This window comes from Enterococcus sp. AZ126 (assembly GCF_051714545.1).
GTDB lineage: Bacteria > Bacillota > Bacilli > Lactobacillales > Enterococcaceae > Enterococcus_L.
In genome coordinates this window covers 220562-239464 of record NZ_JBIOSB010000001.1, presented here as the reverse complement: position 1 = coordinate 239464, position 18903 = coordinate 220562, and the positions used below count along the sequence as shown (strand labels likewise).

20 protein-coding genes are annotated in these 18903 nt (G+C 36.4%); 2 read left to right on the top strand and 18 right to left on the bottom strand.

What is annotated here, in order from left to right; all coding sequences use genetic code 11:
• Positions 1-16: 16 nt before the first annotated feature.
• The 11 genes from topA to IGI43_RS01105 all read right to left on the bottom strand — a co-directional run bounded on the left by topA (position 17) and on the right by IGI43_RS01105 (position 10469).
• On the bottom strand, positions 17-2095 hold the full coding sequence (topA, locus tag IGI43_RS01155) for a type I DNA topoisomerase (protein ID WP_438755982.1): 2079 nt from the start codon (positions 2093-2095) through the stop codon (positions 17-19).
• Positions 2096-2215: 120 nt separating this feature from the next.
• Complete coding sequence (dprA, locus tag IGI43_RS01150; RefSeq protein WP_438755981.1) at positions 2216-3097, bottom strand: DNA-processing protein DprA; 882 nt, start codon at positions 3095-3097, stop codon at positions 2216-2218.
• Positions 3098-3162: 65 nt separating this feature from the next.
• Entirely contained in the window at positions 3163-3933 is a 771-nt protein-coding gene (locus tag IGI43_RS01145; protein ID WP_438755980.1) for a ribonuclease HII, read from the bottom strand.
• Positions 3923-4786, bottom strand: a complete 864-nt coding sequence (gene ylqF, locus IGI43_RS01140) for a ribosome biogenesis GTPase YlqF (RefSeq protein ID WP_438755979.1) — start codon at positions 4784-4786, stop codon at positions 3923-3925. The genes IGI43_RS01145 and ylqF overlap by 11 nt, the downstream gene beginning before the upstream one ends.
• 8 nt (positions 4787-4794) lie before the next feature.
• Positions 4795-5349, bottom strand: a complete 555-nt coding sequence (gene lepB, locus IGI43_RS01135) for a signal peptidase I (RefSeq protein ID WP_438755977.1) — start codon at positions 5347-5349, stop codon at positions 4795-4797.
• Between the two features lie 185 nt (positions 5350-5534).
• Positions 5535-6980 (bottom strand): S41 family peptidase, encoded by a 1446-nt coding sequence (locus tag IGI43_RS01130; protein ID WP_438755976.1) that lies wholly within the window; start codon positions 6978-6980, stop codon positions 5535-5537.
• A 96-nt stretch (positions 6981-7076) separates the two neighbouring features.
• Positions 7077-7295 (bottom strand): YozE family protein, encoded by a 219-nt coding sequence (locus IGI43_RS01125; RefSeq protein WP_438755975.1) that lies wholly within the window; start codon positions 7293-7295, stop codon positions 7077-7079.
• A gap of 4 nt (positions 7296-7299) precedes the next feature.
• On the bottom strand, positions 7300-7809 hold the full coding sequence (gene msrA, locus IGI43_RS01120) for a peptide-methionine (S)-S-oxide reductase MsrA (protein WP_438755974.1): 510 nt from the start codon (positions 7807-7809) through the stop codon (positions 7300-7302).
• On the bottom strand, positions 7806-8492 hold the full coding sequence (locus IGI43_RS01115; protein WP_438755973.1) for a YpmS family protein: 687 nt from the start codon (positions 8490-8492) through the stop codon (positions 7806-7808). The genes msrA and IGI43_RS01115 overlap by 4 nt, the downstream gene beginning before the upstream one ends.
• A 5-nt stretch (positions 8493-8497) precedes the next feature.
• On the bottom strand, positions 8498-9394 hold the full coding sequence (locus tag IGI43_RS01110; protein ID WP_438755972.1) for an SGNH/GDSL hydrolase family protein: 897 nt from the start codon (positions 9392-9394) through the stop codon (positions 8498-8500).
• Between the two features lie 232 nt (positions 9395-9626).
• Positions 9627-10469 carry a DegV family protein gene (locus tag IGI43_RS01105; RefSeq protein WP_438755971.1) on the bottom strand — a complete coding sequence of 281 codons (843 nt, stop codon included), beginning with the start codon at positions 10467-10469 and terminating at the stop codon, positions 9627-9629.
• Between the two features lie 130 nt (positions 10470-10599).
• Here IGI43_RS01105 and trhA point away from each other — a divergent pair, with 130 nt between their 5' ends.
• Entirely contained in the window at positions 10600-11253 is a 654-nt protein-coding gene (trhA, locus tag IGI43_RS01100) for a PAQR family membrane homeostasis protein TrhA (protein ID WP_438755970.1), read from the top strand.
• A gap of 160 nt (positions 11254-11413) precedes the next feature.
• Complete coding sequence (locus IGI43_RS01095) at positions 11414-11614, top strand: hypothetical protein (RefSeq protein WP_438755969.1); 201 nt, start codon at positions 11414-11416, stop codon at positions 11612-11614.
• Between the two features lie 55 nt (positions 11615-11669).
• Here IGI43_RS01095 and IGI43_RS01090 read toward each other — a convergent pair whose 3' ends face one another.
• The 7 genes from IGI43_RS01090 to IGI43_RS01060 all read right to left on the bottom strand — a co-directional run bounded on the left by IGI43_RS01090 (position 11670) and on the right by IGI43_RS01060 (position 18896).
• On the bottom strand, positions 11670-12182 hold the full coding sequence (locus IGI43_RS01090) for an adenine phosphoribosyltransferase (RefSeq protein ID WP_438755968.1): 513 nt from the start codon (positions 12180-12182) through the stop codon (positions 11670-11672).
• Positions 12183-12185: 3 nt separating this feature from the next.
• Positions 12186-14498, bottom strand: coding sequence for a single-stranded-DNA-specific exonuclease RecJ (gene recJ, locus IGI43_RS01085; RefSeq protein ID WP_438755967.1), 2313 nt, complete (start codon positions 14496-14498; stop codon positions 12186-12188).
• 123 nt (positions 14499-14621) lie between these two features.
• Positions 14622-15062 carry a LapA family protein gene (locus IGI43_RS01080; protein WP_438755966.1) on the bottom strand — a complete coding sequence of 147 codons (441 nt, stop codon included), beginning with the start codon at positions 15060-15062 and terminating at the stop codon, positions 14622-14624.
• 42 nt (positions 15063-15104) lie between these two features.
• Complete coding sequence (locus tag IGI43_RS01075) at positions 15105-15905, bottom strand: SDR family NAD(P)-dependent oxidoreductase (protein ID WP_438755965.1); 801 nt, start codon at positions 15903-15905, stop codon at positions 15105-15107.
• A gap of 12 nt (positions 15906-15917) precedes the next feature.
• The gene (gene rnz, locus IGI43_RS01070; RefSeq protein WP_438755964.1) at positions 15918-16847 is read right to left on the bottom strand and encodes a ribonuclease Z; all 930 of its coding nucleotides are present in this window, start codon (positions 16845-16847) and stop codon (positions 15918-15920) included.
• A gap of 68 nt (positions 16848-16915) precedes the next feature.
• Positions 16916-18211: a sensor histidine kinase gene (locus IGI43_RS01065; protein ID WP_438755963.1), complete on the bottom strand. Its 1296-nt coding sequence runs from the start codon at positions 18209-18211 to the stop codon at positions 16916-16918.
• Positions 18204-18896, bottom strand: a complete 693-nt coding sequence (locus IGI43_RS01060) for a response regulator transcription factor (RefSeq protein ID WP_438755962.1) — start codon at positions 18894-18896, stop codon at positions 18204-18206. The genes IGI43_RS01065 and IGI43_RS01060 overlap by 8 nt, the downstream gene beginning before the upstream one ends.
• Positions 18897-18903 lie beyond the last annotated feature (7 nt).

The window sequence follows — 18903 nt, the reverse complement described above, 5'->3', positions numbered from 1 at the left end:
CTGGTCTTTAAATTTCTTATTTTTGAACGTTTTCTTCATAGTCGCCATTAATACAAACGACTTGTTTTCCACCTTTAACTTTTTTCTCAACAAGATATTGACCACATTTTGGACATGGGCGTCCGATTGGTTTGTCCCAAGATGTAAAGTCACAATCTGGATAGCGGCTACAACCATAGAATAATCGATTCTTTTTAGATTTACGCTCTATGACTTGACCTTCATTACAGACTGGACAAGTAACACCGATCTCTTTTACGATTGCCTTGGTATTGCGACATTCGGGGAAATTACTACAAGCATAAAACTTACCGTAACGGCCTAGCTTGATTACCATTGGATGACCACATAAATCACAATCGAATCCCGCAGGTTCATCTTTGATTTGGATTTTTTCGATTTTTTCTTCAGCATTTGTCAGCTCTTTTTCAAATGGTTGATAGAAACGGTCGACAACTTCTACCCATTTTTCCTGACCGAGACCGATCTTATCCAAATCGCCTTCCATTGAAGCAGTGAAATGAACATCCACAATTTGTGGGAAGAATTCAACGATCAATGAGTTGACAATTTCACCCAACTCAGTTGGTTCAAATCGTTTATTGGTTAGTTTAACATAATATCGTCTTTGGATAGTTTCTAACGTTGGCGCATAGGTTGATGGACGTCCTACGCCATTTTCTTCTAGAGCCCGAATCAAGGTTGCTTCACTAAATCTTGCTGGTGGCTGAGTGAAGTGCTGTTTTGGTTCGATATCCAACGCATTAACTTTATCACCTTCAGCTAAATCTGGTAAGATATTTTCTTTATCTTCTTTTCCATCATCTCGACCTTCGACATATACTTGCATAAAGCCTTTGAATTTCACTTTCGCGCCATTCGCAATGAAAATCACGCCATTTTGTTCCAAAGTTACTTTCATTGTATCCAAGACAGCAGGTGTCATTTGACTTGCAACTAGACGGGACCAAATCAGGGTATAAAGTTTTAATTGGTCTTTATCTAAATACTGTTTGATTTCGTTTGGAGCACGCATCACACTAGAAGGACGGATCGCTTCGTGAGCATCTTGGGCTCCTTGAGCATTTTTAACTTTACGTCCGCCATGTGCTGAGAACTCACTACCATACGTTTTTTCAATATATTCAGCTACTTCAGCTTTTGCTGAATCAGCTATTCTGGTAGAGTCAGTACGCATGTAGGTAATCAAGCCCACAGTTCCTTGTTTCCCCAATGCAATACCTTCATAAAGTTGTTGTGCAACCATCATGGTTTTTCTCGTTCTAAAATTTAATTTTCTAGCGGCTTCTTGTTGCAGGCTACTTGTTGTAAAAGGCAATGCTGGATTTCTCTTGCGTTCTTTCTTCTCAACTTTTGTTACATCGTATTCTTTCCCTTTGATCCGTGTCGTGACTTCTTTTACGGCTTCAGCATTTGGTAATTTTTTCTTTTTGCCGTCTAGCCCCCAGAAGTTGGCTTTAAATTTTTTCTTTGCTTTTTGGAAGTTACCATCTATACTCCAATATTCTTCAGGAATAAATTTGCGAATATCATTTTCACGATCGATGATGATTTTTAGCGCAACAGATTGAACGCGACCAGCACTCAATCCTTTTTTTACTTTACGCCATAGAATAGGGCTCAATGAATAGCCTACTAAACGGTCTAAAATACGACGTGCTTGTTGTGCATCAACTAAGTCTAAATTGATCGTACGCGGTTCTTTAAAAGCTGATTTTACGGCTTCTTTGGTGATTTCATTAAACACAACGCGATTCTTATCTTTCAAATCTAAGCCAAGAAGGAAAGACAAATGCCAAGCAATGGCCTCTCCCTCTCGGTCCGGATCGGCTGCTAGATAAACTTTTTCAGCTTTTTTAGCTGCAGCTTTTAAACTTTTGATTACATCACCTTTACCTCGAATTGAGATATAGTGTGGTTCATAATTATTTTCAGTATCAACACCCATTTTACTTTTGGGTAAATCTCGAATATGCCCAACGCTGGCAACAACCTTATAATTTTTTCCTAAATATTTTTCAATCGTTTTGGCTTTAGCAGGTGATTCTACAATAACTAGATATTTATACGCCATTCAACGTGAGGCTCCTTTCGGTTTTTGTGTTTCTTCTATTATATGTATCAAAATGTAGAGAACGCACAAATCGTACTTCATCATATCTATTCATCACAAGTTTGTCAAGGATTGATACAGTTAAATCGAAAAAAGTTGAATTTCTTCTAGGATATCTTGGGGGCAAATTGTGCATTTTGCCCCCTCTTGAATAAGGCCATGACAACCATCAGACTGGGCATCGAATACATTGCCAGGTACTGCAAAAACGTCACGTCCATATTCTAATGCAGCTTGAGCTGTGATCAATGAGCCACTCCTTTTTCGTGCTTCAATTACGCACGTTCCTAAACTTATTCCGGCAATAATTCGATTTCTCATTGGAAAATGGTATTTTCTGGGGCCAACACCGTTAGGATATTCACTGATGACGAGTTGTTCTTCCATCATCATTCGTTGGATATGAGCAGTCTCCTTAGGGTAACAAATATCAAGCCCGGTTCCAATGACACCAATGGTATTCCCGTTATTTTGCATAGTAACTTGGTGACTAACACTATCGATCCCTTTAGCTAATCCACTAACAATAGTAATATTATTACGAATCATTTCTGGAATCAATTGTCGAACAATATTTATGCCATAAACAGAAGCAGCTCTTGCTCCGATGAAAGACAAGCAATTTTTTTCTAAAAGTTTGATATTTCCTTTGTAGAACAACAATGTAGGACAATTATAGATTTGTTTTAAGTAGTAAGGATAAGTAGGATCCAAAATTGTGATAAACGTATGTTGCTCTTGGTATTCTTTTAATTTTTCTGATTCGCATGTCCAGTGATCCCATGACTGAGAAAATAATTTTTGGTATGTTGTAATTCCAGCAATTTGGATTATTTCTTCTTTTGAAAAGTCGGTACTGTCATTGTATCTCATTGAAAAATCTAAGATTTTCAATATACCTAAATTACCGATCCCATTACAAACTGTCAATTTAAAGAGTAGATCTCGTTGTTTATTTGCCATAAAAAAACCTTCTTTCACTAATACTTGTTATAGTAAGTATTCGCAAAAAAAGGTGTTTTTTATTTTTAGTAACACATATCTTTGATTGGAGCAAACGTTTTTCTATGAATTGTACAGATTCCTTGTTGTTTCAATCCTTGTAAATGTTCTTTTGTACCGTAACCGGCGTTGTTTTCAAATCCATATCCTGGATACATTTTAGCGTAGTCTTCCATCAGACGATCACGAATAACTTTGGCAATGATACTTGCTGCCGCAATTGATATAGAACGTGCATCGCCTTTGATAATGCTCTCTTGAGGAATCTCAACATCTAGCTTCATCGCATCAATTAATAAATAATCGGGCATAATGCAAAGATCTTCCAGCGCTATACTCATCGCCAGTTTTGATGCTTGATAAATATTAATTTCATCTATTTTGTTGTGATCTACCATACCAATCCCAATTGAGATGGCTTGATTTTGGATTTCGTTGTAAAGTTCATTTCTTTTTTTTGCTGATAGTTTTTTCGAATCATTCACCCCGAGAAGTTGAAAATCATCAGGGAGAATGACTGCTGCAGCAACAACTGGACCAGCCAGCGGACCACGTCCGACTTCATCGATGCCTACGATGAAACGATGCCCATTGTGACGTGCATTATTTTCAAATTGCTGCATTTCTTCAAATAACGCTAACTCTTTTTCATGACGCAGAATTCTTCTATCCCATTGTGCCAACGCTTGCTGAACACCGCTACGTTCGTCTGTTTTCCATAACTGGATTCTTTTATCGTCTCTTTTATCAATAGTATTTAAAGCTGCTTTAATTTGTTGAATTGATTCACTTTTCATCTTTTGGTACTCCTAATTCTTCCCAACGATCTAAAGTATATGGTCCCAATCTACTGCTGCGGATTTCCTGGATGATCATTTCGCTTGCCCGATCATAATCATCACGGAATCCACGTTTTTGACTAATTAGCATTAATAGTTCAGCACCTGGCAAAAATGTCTCTTCCTGCGTTAATTTATAGCGTTCAACCAAACGTTCTGGATAAAAACGAGAGAAAAATGTTAACCCATAAATCGCTAAGTCATCTAAATGCAGAAGTTGATCTTTTATTGCACCAGTCAAAGCTAATTTTTTCCCGATTTCTTGATCTTCAAATTTCGGCCATAAGATTCCAGGTGTATCCAACAGCTCTAAATCAGATCCAGAACGCAGCCACTGTTGGCCTTTTGTCACCCCAGGTTTATTACCTGTTTGCGCGATTTTTTTTCCGACTAAACGATTCATCAATGTAGATTTCCCAACGTTTGGAATACCAATGCACATCGCTCGGATAGCCCGTGGTTTCACTCCTTTTGAGCGTTCACGATCAAGTTTTTCTTTTAATGCTTTTTTCGCTTCAGGAACGATTTTATTAATGCCTTTATTCTGCTGTGCATTAATGATTAATGTATGATAGCCTTTTTCCTGAAAATAATGCTGCCATTTCTGATTTTGTTCTTTATCAGCTAAATCCCCTTTATTGAGTAGGATCAAGCGAGGCTTTTGCTGAACTATTTGATCCATCATTGGATTTCTAGATGAAAGGGGCAGTCTTGCATCGACCAATTCAAAAACAATGTCGACATATTTGATTTTTTCAGATACTTCTCTTCTAGCTTTGGCCATGTGTCCAGGAAACCATTGTATTGTCATTTTATCACCTATCTTGGTATGAATTTCATGTGCGTTATTGGGTAGTAAACAAATTGTGCTTTTCCTAAAATATACTTACTTTCAACAGCCCCAAACGAACGGCTATCTTTTGACATTCGTCGATTATCACCCAACACAAAATAACTGTCTTTGGGTAAGATATCTTTCGTAGTCAGATCACTTAAATTAAAATTAGTTGTGTAAGGAGCTGTCTCGTGATCTTTTTTTATATTTTTTTCTAAAAAAGGTTCTTCTATTGGTTTTTCATTTATATACAGCTGATCATCTTCATACCGAATAGCTTCTCCGGGTAGTCCGATCACTCGTTTAATATAAATTTCTCCATTTGGTAATTTGAAAACGACTACGTCAAAGCGCTTGACTGATGAAAATTTTTCCATCACAATCATGTCACCTTGACTAAGTGTTTTTTCCATTGAATTCCCATCGACAGGAACTGGAATTAAAATAAAACCTCTTAGTATAAATAACAACACTAAGGAAGGAACGAGTATTTTTATGAAAAAAATAAAATAGCCAATATAAGATTTTCGTTTTTCCACTATTTTCGCTCCCTTTTTCATGCTGATTCTATTATAAAGGAAAGACACTAGAAAAAGCGACTAATTTAAAGGAAAAATGAATATCTTGTCAGCAAAACATAAAAGAGGTTGAGACAGAAGCATTTGACTCTGATAAATAAGAGGAAATTGCTTCTGCTCCCAACGTTTATTCTAGCCTATTACTTTTATTTCTTATTTTTTTCTGTCTGAAGTTCTTTTATACCTGTTTCATAGGCATGATCATTATCTTTTATTTTTTTGCCGATCTCTACTTCGATCTGAGTAGCTGTTTCATTGTCTACTTCTCCTGTGGCTGGAAGATCATTTTCTGTTTGTATGGTACTGACTGCTGCTTGCGTTTGTTCTGTAAAATCACTACTGTCAGCGTTGACTTCATAGCCTAGCGCTTTTAATAAGGCATTGACATTTTTTACAACAGGCGAAGAATCTCCTATTTTTAGCGTTTTGTCCCTTGAAATTGGTGATAAATACGCAAAGTCTGGATAGTCAGCTTTGATTGTTGGTTCTAATCCTTTTTCATGGATCCATTTGCCATCGGGTGTTAGCCATTTAAGCACGGTTAATTTTATTTCACTTTTATCATTCAAGTTTTTGACAGTTTGAACGGTTCCTTTACCAAATGTTTTTGTTCCAATGATTTTTTTATTGCCAGATTCTTTTAGAGCTGCCGCAAATATTTCAGAGGCGCTGGCACTGCCCTCGTCGACTAGAACAACTGTCGGCTCAGTTACTTTAAAACCTCCATCTAAATCACTAGAGGCGATATCTTCACTTGTATTACCATTTTTGTCCTCAAATTTGACGATTGTTTTTCCATCTTCTAGGAACATACTAGCCATCTTCTCAACTTGATCAAGTAATCCACCAGGATTTTGGCGCAAATCGATCACAAAAGATTTCGCCCCTTCTTTTCTTAATTTTTTGATTGTTTCTTGCAATTCTTCGTATGTGTTTCCGCTAAAAGAAGTGATCTTGATAGAACCGATTGAAGGGTCTTTTTTGTCTAACTCACCTTTTACAGTCTCAATTGGAATCGTATCTCGGATAAGTTTTAATTCAAAGGTTTCTTCGCCTCGTTTGATTGTTAAACGGACTTCTGTCCCTTTTTTTCCACGTATTTTGCTGACAACTTCAGAAAGGGTCTTGCCTTTCGTTTCTTCATCATCTACTTTTAAAAAGACATCATTGGCCTTGATCCCTGCTTTCGCTGCTGGAGAGCCTTCAATTGGCGCTTGAGCGACAGTTGGAAGGTCGTCTATCATGGTCATTGTTGCACCGATTCCTTCGAAACTACCTGTAAGACTCTGATCTAATTCATCTGCTTCTGGTTCATTGAGGTAACTTGAATACGGATCGTCTAAAGCTTCTGTCATCCCTTTTAGTGCCCCGTCAACTAATTTTTGTTCATCTACTTTACCTACGTAATTATTAACGATTTCATTATATAAATTATCGATCTCTTTTAGCTCACTAGTTTGAGCTGGGCTATTAGCTAGTTGTTTTTTGTATTGATAGTCGAAATAAATATAACCGCTACCTCCTGCTAGAAAAGCAACACAAAGAATCGAAATAATATATTGATGAAAAGGTACTTGTTTTTTGTTTTTCATACTTGTCATCTCTTTCTGTAAAATTATCATTGCATATTTTTCAGTTTACCATGAAAAAAAAAGAAGGAAAAGCTTTCTTTGCCTTTCCTGTTTCTTTTATTTATTGTTTTCTAGGTATTTTTCCCATAAGTCATCAAAAATGTGCATATTTGTTAAGTAATCAGCATTCATTTCTAGATAAGATGATAATTCATGGTAATCTTCAGACTGTTTAGGAAACTGGATATCTTTAGCAGCATCATTTGCAAATTGGCTTTCCTCAGTTTTCTTAGGTGCTCTCAATGTCATTAAATAATGATAAAAACTTCTTCTCATACGTTCACCAATTCTTTTCTATAAAATTTGACCGAGTTGAATGTGCCTCTTCATAGCGCTTAGGTTCTTTTTGATAAAAATCTTGGTGATAATCTTCTGCAGGATAAAAAACAGCTGCAGGTTCGATTTTTGTAACGATAGGCTCACTGAAACGTCCACTTTCTTGTAAAGCTTGTCGACTTTTTTCTGCAATTTTTTTCTGTTCCTCACTTGTATAAAAGATCACTGGACGATAGTTATCCCCTCGATCTTCAAACTGACCTAAAGCATCAGTTGGATCTGTCTGATGCCAATAAATCTCAACTAATTTCTCATAAGACATGATTGCTGGATCAAATTCGATCTCAACGGCTTCAGTGTGACCTGTCGTATGACTCAGCACTTGTTCGTACGTTGGGTCAACAACATGTCCGCCTGTGTAACCGGACGTTACTGAGTGGATACCTGGCTGTGTGTCAAATGGTTGGATCATGCACCAAAAACAGCCGCCGGCAAAAATCGCTTTTTCGCTCAATTTGACTCCTCCTTCTTGTCATTGCTATCTTTTGGCAAGTAAATATTCATGCGGATGTCATCGTCAACTAAATTTATTTTTTCAGCACGAATAAACAAGCCGTTTTGCATTCTAAATTGATCTAAACGAAGTAAAATAGTGCTGTCATCTGGATTTACTTCTACCCAATTTGGTAATTTATAATCTCTTTTGACAAATTTCAAAATCTCTTTCATCGGTAATCCTAAGGTACCAATAGATAAACTTTTGGCTTTTAGTTGCACATTCCCATCATCCATTACGTATGGATCAAAATAAAGATAGAACTGAATTGGATGACCCAGAACTTTAAAGGTACCATTCAACATCGCTTCATTTTCTAAATAGAATTCATAGGTAATGTCTGATCCTTTTTGGAAATCACTGAGATAAAAATCAATTAGTGCATTTATTTGTTTTTTCTTAGATTGAATTGCAATCACAGGCGTTCCGTCTTTTTCAACTAGTTCTGGAACAGGTTTATAGTTTGGTTCACGGATTTGAGTAACTCTTACAAAGACAAACGCTAGACTTCCGATGATCAGCGCAATCAAAACAATAAAAGCAACTTTCCAATGATTAATCGATTTTTTCACTTCTGGCACATTTTTTTTTCGTTTGGTCACTTTTTTAACTTCTTCTTTTTTTTCTGATTCATTTTTCATTTATCTCACTCACTTCCTTTTTCAAGCCATTTATCTTGTGTTTTTACCATTTCGTTACGTACTGCACTTGCCATGATTTGATAGCCTAAATTATTGGGGTGAAAGTGATCTTCTTCGTATAATGCATTATTTTTGATATCTTTTTCTTCACTAGAAGTAGTCCCAGAAGCTATATCTTCACTGCTAACGATTCCTACCTCGTCCCCTTTTCCTTTGTAAAGTAAGTCATTGATTGGAATAAAATAGGCATTTTTTTCTGTGTTGACAATTTCTTGTGTACCATTATTCCAAGTATCCACTATCTCCTGCATTTCTGTGATATCAGGGAAATAAAGATAAAATGGATTATAAATCCCTAATACGTAGATCGGCGCATCAGCATTGTATTCACGGATTTCGGCAAATAATTTTTCTACTTCTTTTTGATAATTTTTTAAAGGTTTTTCAAATGATTTTTTCGTCAAACGGAAAATATCCCCTTTGATTACTTTCATTAAATCGTTCCCGCCCACTGTTAAAGTAATGACATCAGCTGAAGCTAAGCCTTCTTGAATTTCTTTATTTTTTTTGATCCGTTTGAGAATTTGATCGCTTCGGTCGCCGTTTTTACCAAAATTATCTATTTGAACACCATTTAAATTGTACTGTTCCTGCAAATCCTTCGCAACTAATGGGACAAAGCCGCCTGAACTAGTTGAATCACCGATCCCTTCAGTTAATGAATCGCCGATTGCCGTATAGTGAATGACTTCTTTTGTTTCACTTTTAGCTTTTTGCAGTGCGCCAGTGCCTAAAATTGGTTTAGCTTTAGGAACAGCCACGATCAATAATAAAAATACACCAATAATGGTAATAAAAAAGAGCGCAAAATTAGGCCAATTGTTTTTTAAAAATAGTTTCATTGTATCCCTTCCTTTGCTGTAAGTCACGAAAAATGTTCTGGTCTGAAGACTTATAAATTTGAGCGCTATTATCCTCTTTTACAACGCATGAGAACAGTCTAATTCGCTGATACACAGTATCTAAATTTTTATTTTTACTAAACTAAATTATCTCTAGTTTATGTCCATTTGTACAGTAAAATTCACAAAAACTATTATTAAAAAGAGCAGATCAGTTTGATCTGCTCAAAACTCAGTCTGTATAGTACATGATAGCAAAAGCACCTTTACCTGTATGTGTTGCGATCACAGGATTTGTATGTAATACAGGAATATCCATATCAGGAAACAATGCTTGTAGTCCTTCTTTAAATCCATTCGCTAATTCTAACCCATCTGCATGAGAAATACCGATTTGTCGAACATTGGATAACGTACTCAATTCATGTTTTAGCTCATCAAACCATTTATTGAAAGTTTTCATGCCTCGACCTTTAGCGACTGGTATCAGTTCTGTATGATCGAAATCCATGACGACTTTCATATTAAAAATACTGGACAATAATCCGGTTGCCCGGCTGATTCGGCCGCCTTTAACTAGATTATCTAATGTAGAAATTCCAATGAATAATTTTGTATTTTCTTTGACGTGATTGATTTCAGCTAAAATTTCTGGAACACTTGCTCCATTTTTAGCAAGTTTTGCAGCTTGAATTACCTGAAATGATAAGCCTTGGTCAGTGAAATCACTATCGATTACCGTAACATTAGCAGAGCTTAGGTTTCCAGCTTGTCTTGCTGCTTCTACTGTCCCGCTCAAACCTTTTGTCATATGGATTGAAATCACTTCGCTACCATCAGCACCTAAGCGGTCATATAGTTCAACAAATTCGCCGATTGGCGGCTGGCTGGTCTTAGGCAATGCTTTTGCTGTACTCATCAATTCCATAAACTTTTCGCCTTCTAAATGATCGTCATCAGCGTACACTACACCGTCAATCATCACAGATAAAGGCATCATTTGAATCGCTAAATCATCGCGTACACTTTTCAGCATTGTGCAAGAAGAATCCGTCACAATTTTAACATTTGTCATAATTTTATCACTCTTTCTTTAAAAACAACCTCAATTCGTGGTAAAATACTTTTGAGGCTTAAATGTCTGTTTATATTATAACAGACAAAGAATTATTTTTCACCAAATTAAAATGAAGGAAGCTGATTTCTTGGAAAAAGTAAAATTTTCAAAAAAATATATGATTTTAAATGAAGTTCTTAATGCGGTAACTCACGGGATCGGGGCTGGATTAAGTATTGCAGGATTAGTGATTTTACTGGTTAAAGGTGCACATCTTGGTTCTGCGGTCCACGTTGTTTCCTATGCTATTTATGGTTCAACGCTAGTGCTCTTATTTTTAGCTTCGACTTTATTTCACAGTTTGATTTTTACTAGAGCGAAGAAAGTTTTCCAAGTTTTTGATCATAGTTCGATTTTTTTATTGATTGCTGGAAGTTATACGCCATTTTGTTTACTAAGTATCAAAGGCTGGCTTGGTTGGCTATTGTTCGTGCTTATCTGGGTGATGGCAATCAGTGGTGTCGTCTATAAATCCTTAACACTTCACAAACAAGAAACAGTAAAAAATGTATCGACCATCATTTATATTATTATGGGTTGGCTTTGTATAACTGCTGCAAAACCATTATATCATTCTTTAGGACCTACAGGAATCGCGTTATTAGTTGCAGGAGGTGTTTCTTACACGTTAGGAGCTGCATTTTATAGCTTAAAAAGTGTTCGTTTTATGCATGTGGTTTGGCATTTGTTTGTTATGTTGGGAGCAGGCTTCATGTTCTTTTCAATATTGCTTTATACTTAGAATAATACAAAATCCTTTATTTAAAGGTTTTAAGGTACTTCTTTTTTTGACTTATCAAAAAGAAGTACCTTTTTTGTATTTATCTCTTTACAAACCGAACAAACATTCGTATAATGATTATACAAACGTTTGTTCGATAAAAATTATGAGGTGATTAAGAATGAAAGCAGTTCGTCGTGGCGGGTTATTATTTGTTGTATTGATTATTGGTATTTTCTTAGGAACATTAGGGTTACAGTCCGCTTTACTTATTGTTAGCCCTCTATTCATTATATGGTTCATGTTATGGGATGAGAAAAGATACACCCATACAAGAAAAAAAAATGAACAGCAACATTATATCTATCGTAAATATCCATAGGACAAAATAAAAATGATCTCTACTCTGGATTTTATCCAAGGTAAAGATCATTTTTTTAATATTCCATCAATGTAACGATTTCATAGCCGTTAATTTTGTCACGTCCGTGTAAGTCCATCAATTCGATCAAAAATGCACAACCTACAACAATTCCGCCTAAAGACTCAATCAGCTCGATAGTCGCCTTGATTGTGCCACCAGTTGCTAATAAATCATCACAGATCAATACTCGTTGCCCAGGGATTATCGCATCTTTGTGAAGCGTTAATGTATCCGAACCATATTCTAAATCATAGGTTACTTCGATTGTTTCACGAGGCAACTTGCCTTTTTTACGGACAGGAGCAAAACCAACACCTAGCTCGTATGCCACAGGACATCCTACGATAAAGCCACGTGCTTCAGGTCCTACGACCATGTCGATTCTTTTTTCTTTTGCATAATCAACGATTTGTTTTGTTGCTTCACGATACGCCTCCCCATTTGCCATCAATGGTGAGATATCTCTAAATATAACGCCTTTTTCTGGATAATCTGGAATACTAGCAATATAATCTTTTAAATCCATTTTTTATACTTCCTCCTCATTCCACAGCCATTGTTGTAATGTCTCACGATCGCTGTATAACAAAAACTCTTCTGTTTTAATTCTTTTTAAGCGAGTTTGATAGACCTTACTTTCCGTCAAAGGATGATTTTCAGGGTTCTCAACTTTTCTTAAAACACCGTTTTCTATTGTAACAAATCCTAGATCAAAAAACACCTGAATCATAAAAATTAATAACTTTTCTTGTATTTTTAAATGTTTAGCGACAACATTCAGTTTATAGCGAACATCTACTTGTTCCTGTTGTCTCACAAATTTGTATAGTTGGGCATATTGTTCTCTTGTTCCAGTTCCATTTAAATAGGCTTCTTCTTGAGAAATTCCCATCATATAGACACGCTCTATTTTTCCAACTTGTGTGATTTGTTTTAATAAATCGATATCGTCTGGACAGTCAACAAAAACGAGTTGTTCGCTATTTGTTGCTTCGATCGTTGCTACTGCTTCAGGAATACTGGTAAACAAATGTTGCTGACTAGTTTGATCATCGATCAATTTTTGGCTATCTGCATTAAAATAAATATATAGCGTATTTGCTGAAGGTATTTCTTTTTGGCGAGCATTTTTCCCTCGTAGATCGAATAACTGAACGCCATCAACTGAAAAATCGCTGACCATTAGTTGCGGTTTTTTATTTCCATTCCACTCATTGATCGACAATTGCCCTGCTATATTGGTCGTTCCTTGCCCGAATTCATCGACTTGGTTGCCCATTTGAAAGGCAATGGCATCTAATTTAGTACTGCCTTGGCTTATTTGGAATTTAAGATGACTTTTATCTGCTCCGATTTGACGGCTTTGTTCGACTGAGACATCTTCAAATAAGAAATTAGGTACGGGATTATCTGTACCCAAAGGAGCTAGAATTTTTAATTGCTGAATAAATGAAATCGTTGCTTCTTCAACTTTTAATGACTCATCTATCAAGAGTTCTTGTCCTTGAGACAAATCGATTTGATTTGTTTCTAGATAATGGATCAGATGTTGTTTTACTTTAGCGATATTGACCACAGGCAACGTCATACCAGCAGCCATATGATGACCACCAAAATGTGTAAATTCTTCACGAATTTCACTTAATGCATCAAACAAATTCAAAGCTGAGACGCTTCGGCCAGAACCTTTAGCTGATTCGTTGTTTTCATCGATCGTAAGCACGATCGTCGGTTTCCCTGTATCTTGCATGATTCTGCCAGCAACGATCCCAAGAACCCCTTCGTGCCACCCCTGCTTTGCAACAATATGGATAGAATCAGTGGGGTCAATAAGTTCAAAAGCTTCTTTAGTGATCTTAGCCACGATTTCTTTTCGTTCATCATTTTGGCTATTGATATACGTTGCGATTCGCTCTGCTTCTTCTTCATCAAATGTTGTCATCAGTTCCACACCTGGAGTCGCATCACCTAATCTACCTAATGCATTCAATCGTGGTGCGATCGTAAAACCAATATTTTCCTCACTAATGGCTTCTTTTTTTAGTTCAGCTGAGTGGATCAAACTATCTAAGCCGATTCTTTCACCATTTTGAATCATTTCCAGTCCCATTTTGACAAGTACTCGATTTTCATCTGTTAGTGAAACTAAATCAGCAATTGTACCGATCGCTACTAAATCAAGAAATTCAGCAGGCAATTCTCCTAATAAAGCAGTTGCAACTTTAAAAGCCACTCCCACTCCAGCTAATTCTCCAAAGGGATAATGACCTTGTGGATGTTTCGGATGAATGATCGAAAACGCCTTTGGTAATTCTGGAGGCAATTCATGATGATCTGTTACGATGACATCGATCCCTTGCTCCATGGCATAGTTGATAGCTTCATTCCCTGCAACTCCATTGTCAACAGTAATAATTAATTGGACACCATTTTCAATTTGTTCTTTAAAGACAGCTAGATTAGGTCCATAACCGTGAATGAATCGATTCGGCAAGAAGTACTCCACTTCCCCGCCAATCAGCTCGATTGCTTCTTTCATAACCGTGGTACTTGTAATACCATCTGCATCATAATCCCCGTAAACCACTATTTTTTCACCTTGGGCTACAGCATCTTGGATTCTTGTTACTGTTTTTTCCATATCATGCATTAAAAAAGGATCATAAAGATTGTCTATTGTAGGGCGCAAAAACGTTTCTAGCGCTTCTTTTGACTGAATACCACGATGCCATAAAATCTGGCCCAATAAGGGATTGATTTGTTCATTGGTTAGTATATTTGAAAATTCTTCAGGCAAATCACTCTTTTCTCGTAATTGCCATGTATATTTTGCTTTTTTCACGACGTCACTCCTAACCAGATAATTATATCAAATAGCGCAAGAAAACTAAAGAAAGTATCCTAAAAATCAACAAATTAAAAAGCAAAGATAAACGGTTTATGCTTTACCTTTGCTTTTTTAGTGTTATATTTTTTCTTCGCCGCTTCTTGGTTTAGTAAAATGATCGACACGACTGCCCACAGACTCCGTATCAGCACTTGGCGTGATAGGCGCAGCAGCTGCTACAGCATCATATTTCGCTTGTAGTTCAGCCAGCTGATTTTCGTATGTTCTTTTTACTTTTTCAATTTCGTCTTGTGCTAATTTATCTGCATCTGTTTTATATACTTCAATTTCGCTCTGTAACTCTTTCACTTGTTTTTTCTGTTTCAACAATGTAGTTGTCGACGTTAGTAAGCCGATTAGTGCGCCGAGAATCGCAGATCCTAGAATAATAAGGATCAGCGGACCGGTAATTTTCGTAAACCCGAAATTGACCGGTACTGTTTGACTATTTAACACTGCAAAAATAACAACGATCAAAACTAAAATAAGGCCGATAACGACACGCCATTGATTTTTCATATTTGATTTCCCCCTCATGTAAGTAAACGCTGATTTGATATGTTACTTTTTATTTAATACACCACTAGCTAATAAATCCCCCATATGCGGAAATAATGTGTATAAACGATAGGCACCTTCCATCACTCTTGGACGATTGATTTCTCGTTTGCATGTACCCATAGCATTCACGATTTCTTTGGCTAATTTATTTGGCTCTAATACAAACAAGTCGACAGAAGCTAAATAGTCGCCTGATGGATCAGCTTTATCAAAAAACTCTGTTTGAATGGGACCTGGATTAACTGTTGTCACAGAAATTCCTAAAGGTTTTAATTCTAGGCGTAATGCGTTTGAAAATCCTAAAACGGCAAATTTCGTAGCTGAATAAACTGTCGATTTTGCTGTGGCCATTTTTCCAGCCATAGAAGCCACATTGATGATATGACCAGATCCTCTTTCAGCCATTTGAAGCGCTGCTTTTTGCGTAAATACCATCAAACCTAAAACATTCACTTCAAACATATTTCTAGCGACTGCTAAATCAATATCTACAAAGTTTTCAAAAATTCCAAAACCTGCATTGTTGACTAAAACATCAATTGGACCTACTTCTGCTTTGATTTTTTCAAAAACATTCTCTACATTTTCTGGATCTGAAATATCTAGCTGGAAAGAAAATGCTGTTTTACCACTTAGTTCTTCACAGGTTTCTTTTACTTTACCAATCAAATTGATTCGTCTGGCGCATACAACGACGATTGCTCCTTTTTTTGCTGCTTCATAACAAATTTGTTCGCCTAAACCAGCTGAACCGCCTGTTACCACGACTACCTTATCTGTTAAATCTTGTCCTTTGTACATCCTAATTCCCCCTTACTCAGCTTTAAATGGAATCTCTACTATTTCCATATCTTTCACGATTTTTGTTTTAGGAAAAATCTCTTTTGCTTCATTTTCTAAATGGATAATATCACCAGTTAAATAACGCGCGCTGATGTGCGTCAATATTAGTTTTTCCACATGGGCTTCTAACGCGACTTGTGCTGCTTGTTGGCTTGTAGAGTGATAATAGGCTTTCGCCATTTTTTCTTCGTCTTTATTGAAGGTGCTCTCGTGCACTAAGACATCCGCATTTTCTGCCAGCGAAACACTATTTGGTGTTTTTCTGGTATCACCAAGAATCGTTACGATTCTACCCGATTTTCTTTCACCAACAAAGTCTTTCCCATTAATTACTCGTCCATCTGATAATGTTACGGATTCCCCACGCTTGATTTGACCATAGATTGGACCCGAAGGGATGTTTAAAGCGGCTAATTTGTCGACTTGCAATTCTCCTTCATGATCGGCTTCTACGATGCGATAGCCAAAACTAGCAATGCCATGATCTAATTTTTTGCATGTCACAGTGAATTGTTTGTCAGAAAATACGACACCTTCTTTTATTTCAATAAACGTTAATTCATATGAAAGACGTGTTTGTGACACTTTTAATGCGGTTCGAACGAACTCTGCTATACCAGCTGGACCATAAATTTCTAATTTTTCATTTCCGCCTTGAAACGAACGACTGCTTAATAAACCAGGCAAGCCAAAAATATGATCCCCATGCAAATGAGTAATAAAAATTTTTTCGATTTTTCTTGGGCGGATATTGCTTTTTAGAATTTGTAGCTGTGTCCCTTCACCACAATCAAATAACCATACTGCATTTCTTTCATCTAATAGTTTTAGAGCAATACTACTTACGTTACGATGTTTTGCTGGAACCCCAGCGCCTGTACCTAAAAATTGTAATTCCATGAGCTACCTAACTTTCCTTAAACTTCTCTTTTATTTTAGAAGAAAGTTGCCGCTTTAGCAAATAATATTTATTTTACAGGAAAACGTAAAATAACAGTGGTTCCTTTTGGCATAGTATCTGTTAGTTCAATTTTCCCTTGATGCTCGTCCACGATCCACTTCGCAATAGATAGTCCAATGCCATAGCCACCTGTTTTGCGATTTCGTGATTCTTCTCCACGATAGAATCTTTCAAAGACTGCTGCTTTTTTCTCCTCGGCGATACCAATGCCTGTATCACTGATTTTGATCGACCATTCGTTATTTTTTACGCTTGAATAAACAGTGATTTTCTCACCAGATTCAGTATATTTAAGTGCATTGTCTAACAAAATGATCAGTAACTGATGAATTCTTTTTTTATCGAAAAATAATTGCTGCTCTTCACCTAAATCAATGACAAAAGCTTTTTCTTCAGCTAAAGCTAATTCTTGATAGGGCAATAAAATGGTATTCAAAAAGTGGTTGATTTTTACTGGCTCTTTTTCCAATGTCAGTGCATTGGAATCTGAACGAGCTAATAGAAGTAAGTCACTTGTCAATTGGCTTAAGCGTTGTACTTCATCTAGTGATAAAGCAATCGTTTCAGATTCTTCTAAAATCGTATGATTTGGCTTTGTGAATAATTTTTCTAATTTTGCTTGAATGATCGTTAAAGGTGTTCTCAGTTCATGGGAGGCATTTTCAACGAATTCTTGCTGCTTCTTCCAAGAGATCAATATAGGTTTCATAAACCATTTGGAAAGAAAATAGCTTAGGGCAATGGACAATAATCCAAAGATGATCATGCAGATGATCAGGATTTGTTTAAATTGTTCCACAGTTCCTTTTATAGGGTCAGTATTCACCAAAAGTTGAATATAAGCAACCTGATTTTGATTTTCTACTGGTAATGTGATCGAGCGAAATTGCAAAGAACGACCATTACTATCTTTGGTTTGGACACTGCTGATTTTACGCAAATCTGCAGTAGATAAGTTTAAATTTTGGAAATCGTAAAATCGAGAGCCTAACTCTTCTTCATTGAGTATTTCCCCGCTTTTTGACCAAAGAATTACCTGTTGTTGAAAATTGTTAGGCGGCGGCGTGTCAAATTTACCTAATTCAAAAGAACTGTCTTTCGATGGTTCGTTTTTGATCAGTTGATGTTGTAAAAACTTTTGATCATCAGCAAGTCGTTCTAAATCATGGTCGACTGTTTGGTAAATGGATGTTTGCACTAATTGAAAAACGATCAGCCCTAAGATAAGGAAAATACTTGCGAATGATAGTAAGTTTATCAAAAAATAATTGATTCTTTGTTTTTTGCTTAGTTGTTTATTCATGATCCAGGCCCTCTGGTACTTCAAAAAGATAGCCTACATTACGTAACGTTTTGATCCAGCGGTCAATTCCTAATGGTTTTAAATTTTTCCTGAGGTTGCTCATATAAACTTCAACAACTGTTAATGTCGTGTCTGATTGAAATCCCCAAATTCGATCGAACAATTGATCTTTTGTAACAATGCGACCCTGATTTTGCATTAGATAATGCAATAAATCAAATTCTTTCCCTTGAAGCGTTAATTCGTTGTTTTTAAAACATGCTTGACGATTATCCAAATCCAAGCTTAGTTCATTAACAACTAACTTATTTTGACCCTTCATGCCTAATGCTCGACGAGCAAGTGCCTGAACTCTTAGTAATAATTCTTCTCGGTGAAAAGGTTTAGTCAGATAATCATCGCCACCATTTTTAAAGCCGTTCACTTTATCTTCTAGCCCATCTTTAGCAGTTAATATTAAAACAGGTGTATAAATATTTTTCTTCCTCAAAGCAGTTAAGACCTGCTCACCCGATAGTGACGGCAACATTAAATCTAGTACGATCAGATCATAAATCCCTCGTTCACCCTCATACAAAGCCTCTTCACCATCATAAACTTGAGTTATTTCACCTGTTTCAGATAAAATTTCTAAAATACTGTCTGATAAGATTTCATCATCTTCAACTAATAGTATTTTCAGCATCTGTTTC

What these genes read in the sequence shown, in the direction of transcription:
- topA (WP_438755982.1), bottom strand. Translation starts at nt 2,095, where the DNA reads ATGGCGTATAAATATCTAGTTATTGTAGAATCACCTGCTAAAGCCAAA.
- dprA (WP_438755981.1), bottom strand. Translation starts at nt 3,097, where the DNA reads ATGGCAAATAAACAACGAGATCTACTCTTTAAATTGACAGTTTGTAAT.
- IGI43_RS01145 (WP_438755980.1), bottom strand. Translation starts at nt 3,933, where the DNA reads ATGAAAAGTGAATCAATTCAACAAATTAAAGCAGCTTTAAATACTATT.
- ylqF (WP_438755979.1), bottom strand. Translation starts at nt 4,786, where the DNA reads ATGACAATACAATGGTTTCCTGGACACATGGCCAAAGCTAGAAGAGAA.
- IGI43_RS01130 (WP_438755976.1), bottom strand. Translation starts at nt 6,980, where the DNA reads ATGAAAAACAAAAAACAAGTACCTTTTCATCAATATATTATTTCGATT.
- IGI43_RS01125 (WP_438755975.1), bottom strand. Translation starts at nt 7,295, where the DNA reads ATGAGAAGAAGTTTTTATCATTATTTAATGACATTGAGAGCACCTAAG.
- IGI43_RS01115 (WP_438755973.1), bottom strand. Translation starts at nt 8,492, where the DNA reads ATGAAAAATGAATCAGAAAAAAAAGAAGAAGTTAAAAAAGTGACCAAA.
- IGI43_RS01110 (WP_438755972.1), bottom strand. Translation starts at nt 9,394, where the DNA reads ATGAAACTATTTTTAAAAAACAATTGGCCTAATTTTGCGCTCTTTTTT.
- IGI43_RS01105 (WP_438755971.1), bottom strand. Translation starts at nt 10,469, where the DNA reads ATGACAAATGTTAAAATTGTGACGGATTCTTCTTGCACAATGCTGAAA.
- IGI43_RS01095 (WP_438755969.1), top strand. Translation starts at nt 11,414, where the DNA reads ATGAAAGCAGTTCGTCGTGGCGGGTTATTATTTGTTGTATTGATTATT.
- IGI43_RS01090 (WP_438755968.1), bottom strand. Translation starts at nt 12,182, where the DNA reads ATGGATTTAAAAGATTATATTGCTAGTATTCCAGATTATCCAGAAAAA.
- IGI43_RS01080 (WP_438755966.1), bottom strand. Translation starts at nt 15,062, where the DNA reads ATGAAAAATCAATGGCGTGTCGTTATCGGCCTTATTTTAGTTTTGATC.
- IGI43_RS01075 (WP_438755965.1), bottom strand. Translation starts at nt 15,905, where the DNA reads ATGTACAAAGGACAAGATTTAACAGATAAGGTAGTCGTGGTAACAGGC.
- rnz (WP_438755964.1), bottom strand. Translation starts at nt 16,847, where the DNA reads ATGGAATTACAATTTTTAGGTACAGGCGCTGGGGTTCCAGCAAAACAT.
- IGI43_RS01065 (WP_438755963.1), bottom strand. Translation starts at nt 18,211, where the DNA reads ATGAATAAACAACTAAGCAAAAAACAAAGAATCAATTATTTTTTGATA.
- IGI43_RS01060 (WP_438755962.1), bottom strand. Translation starts at nt 18,896, where the DNA reads ATGCTGAAAATACTATTAGTTGAAGATGATGAAATCTTATCAGACAGT.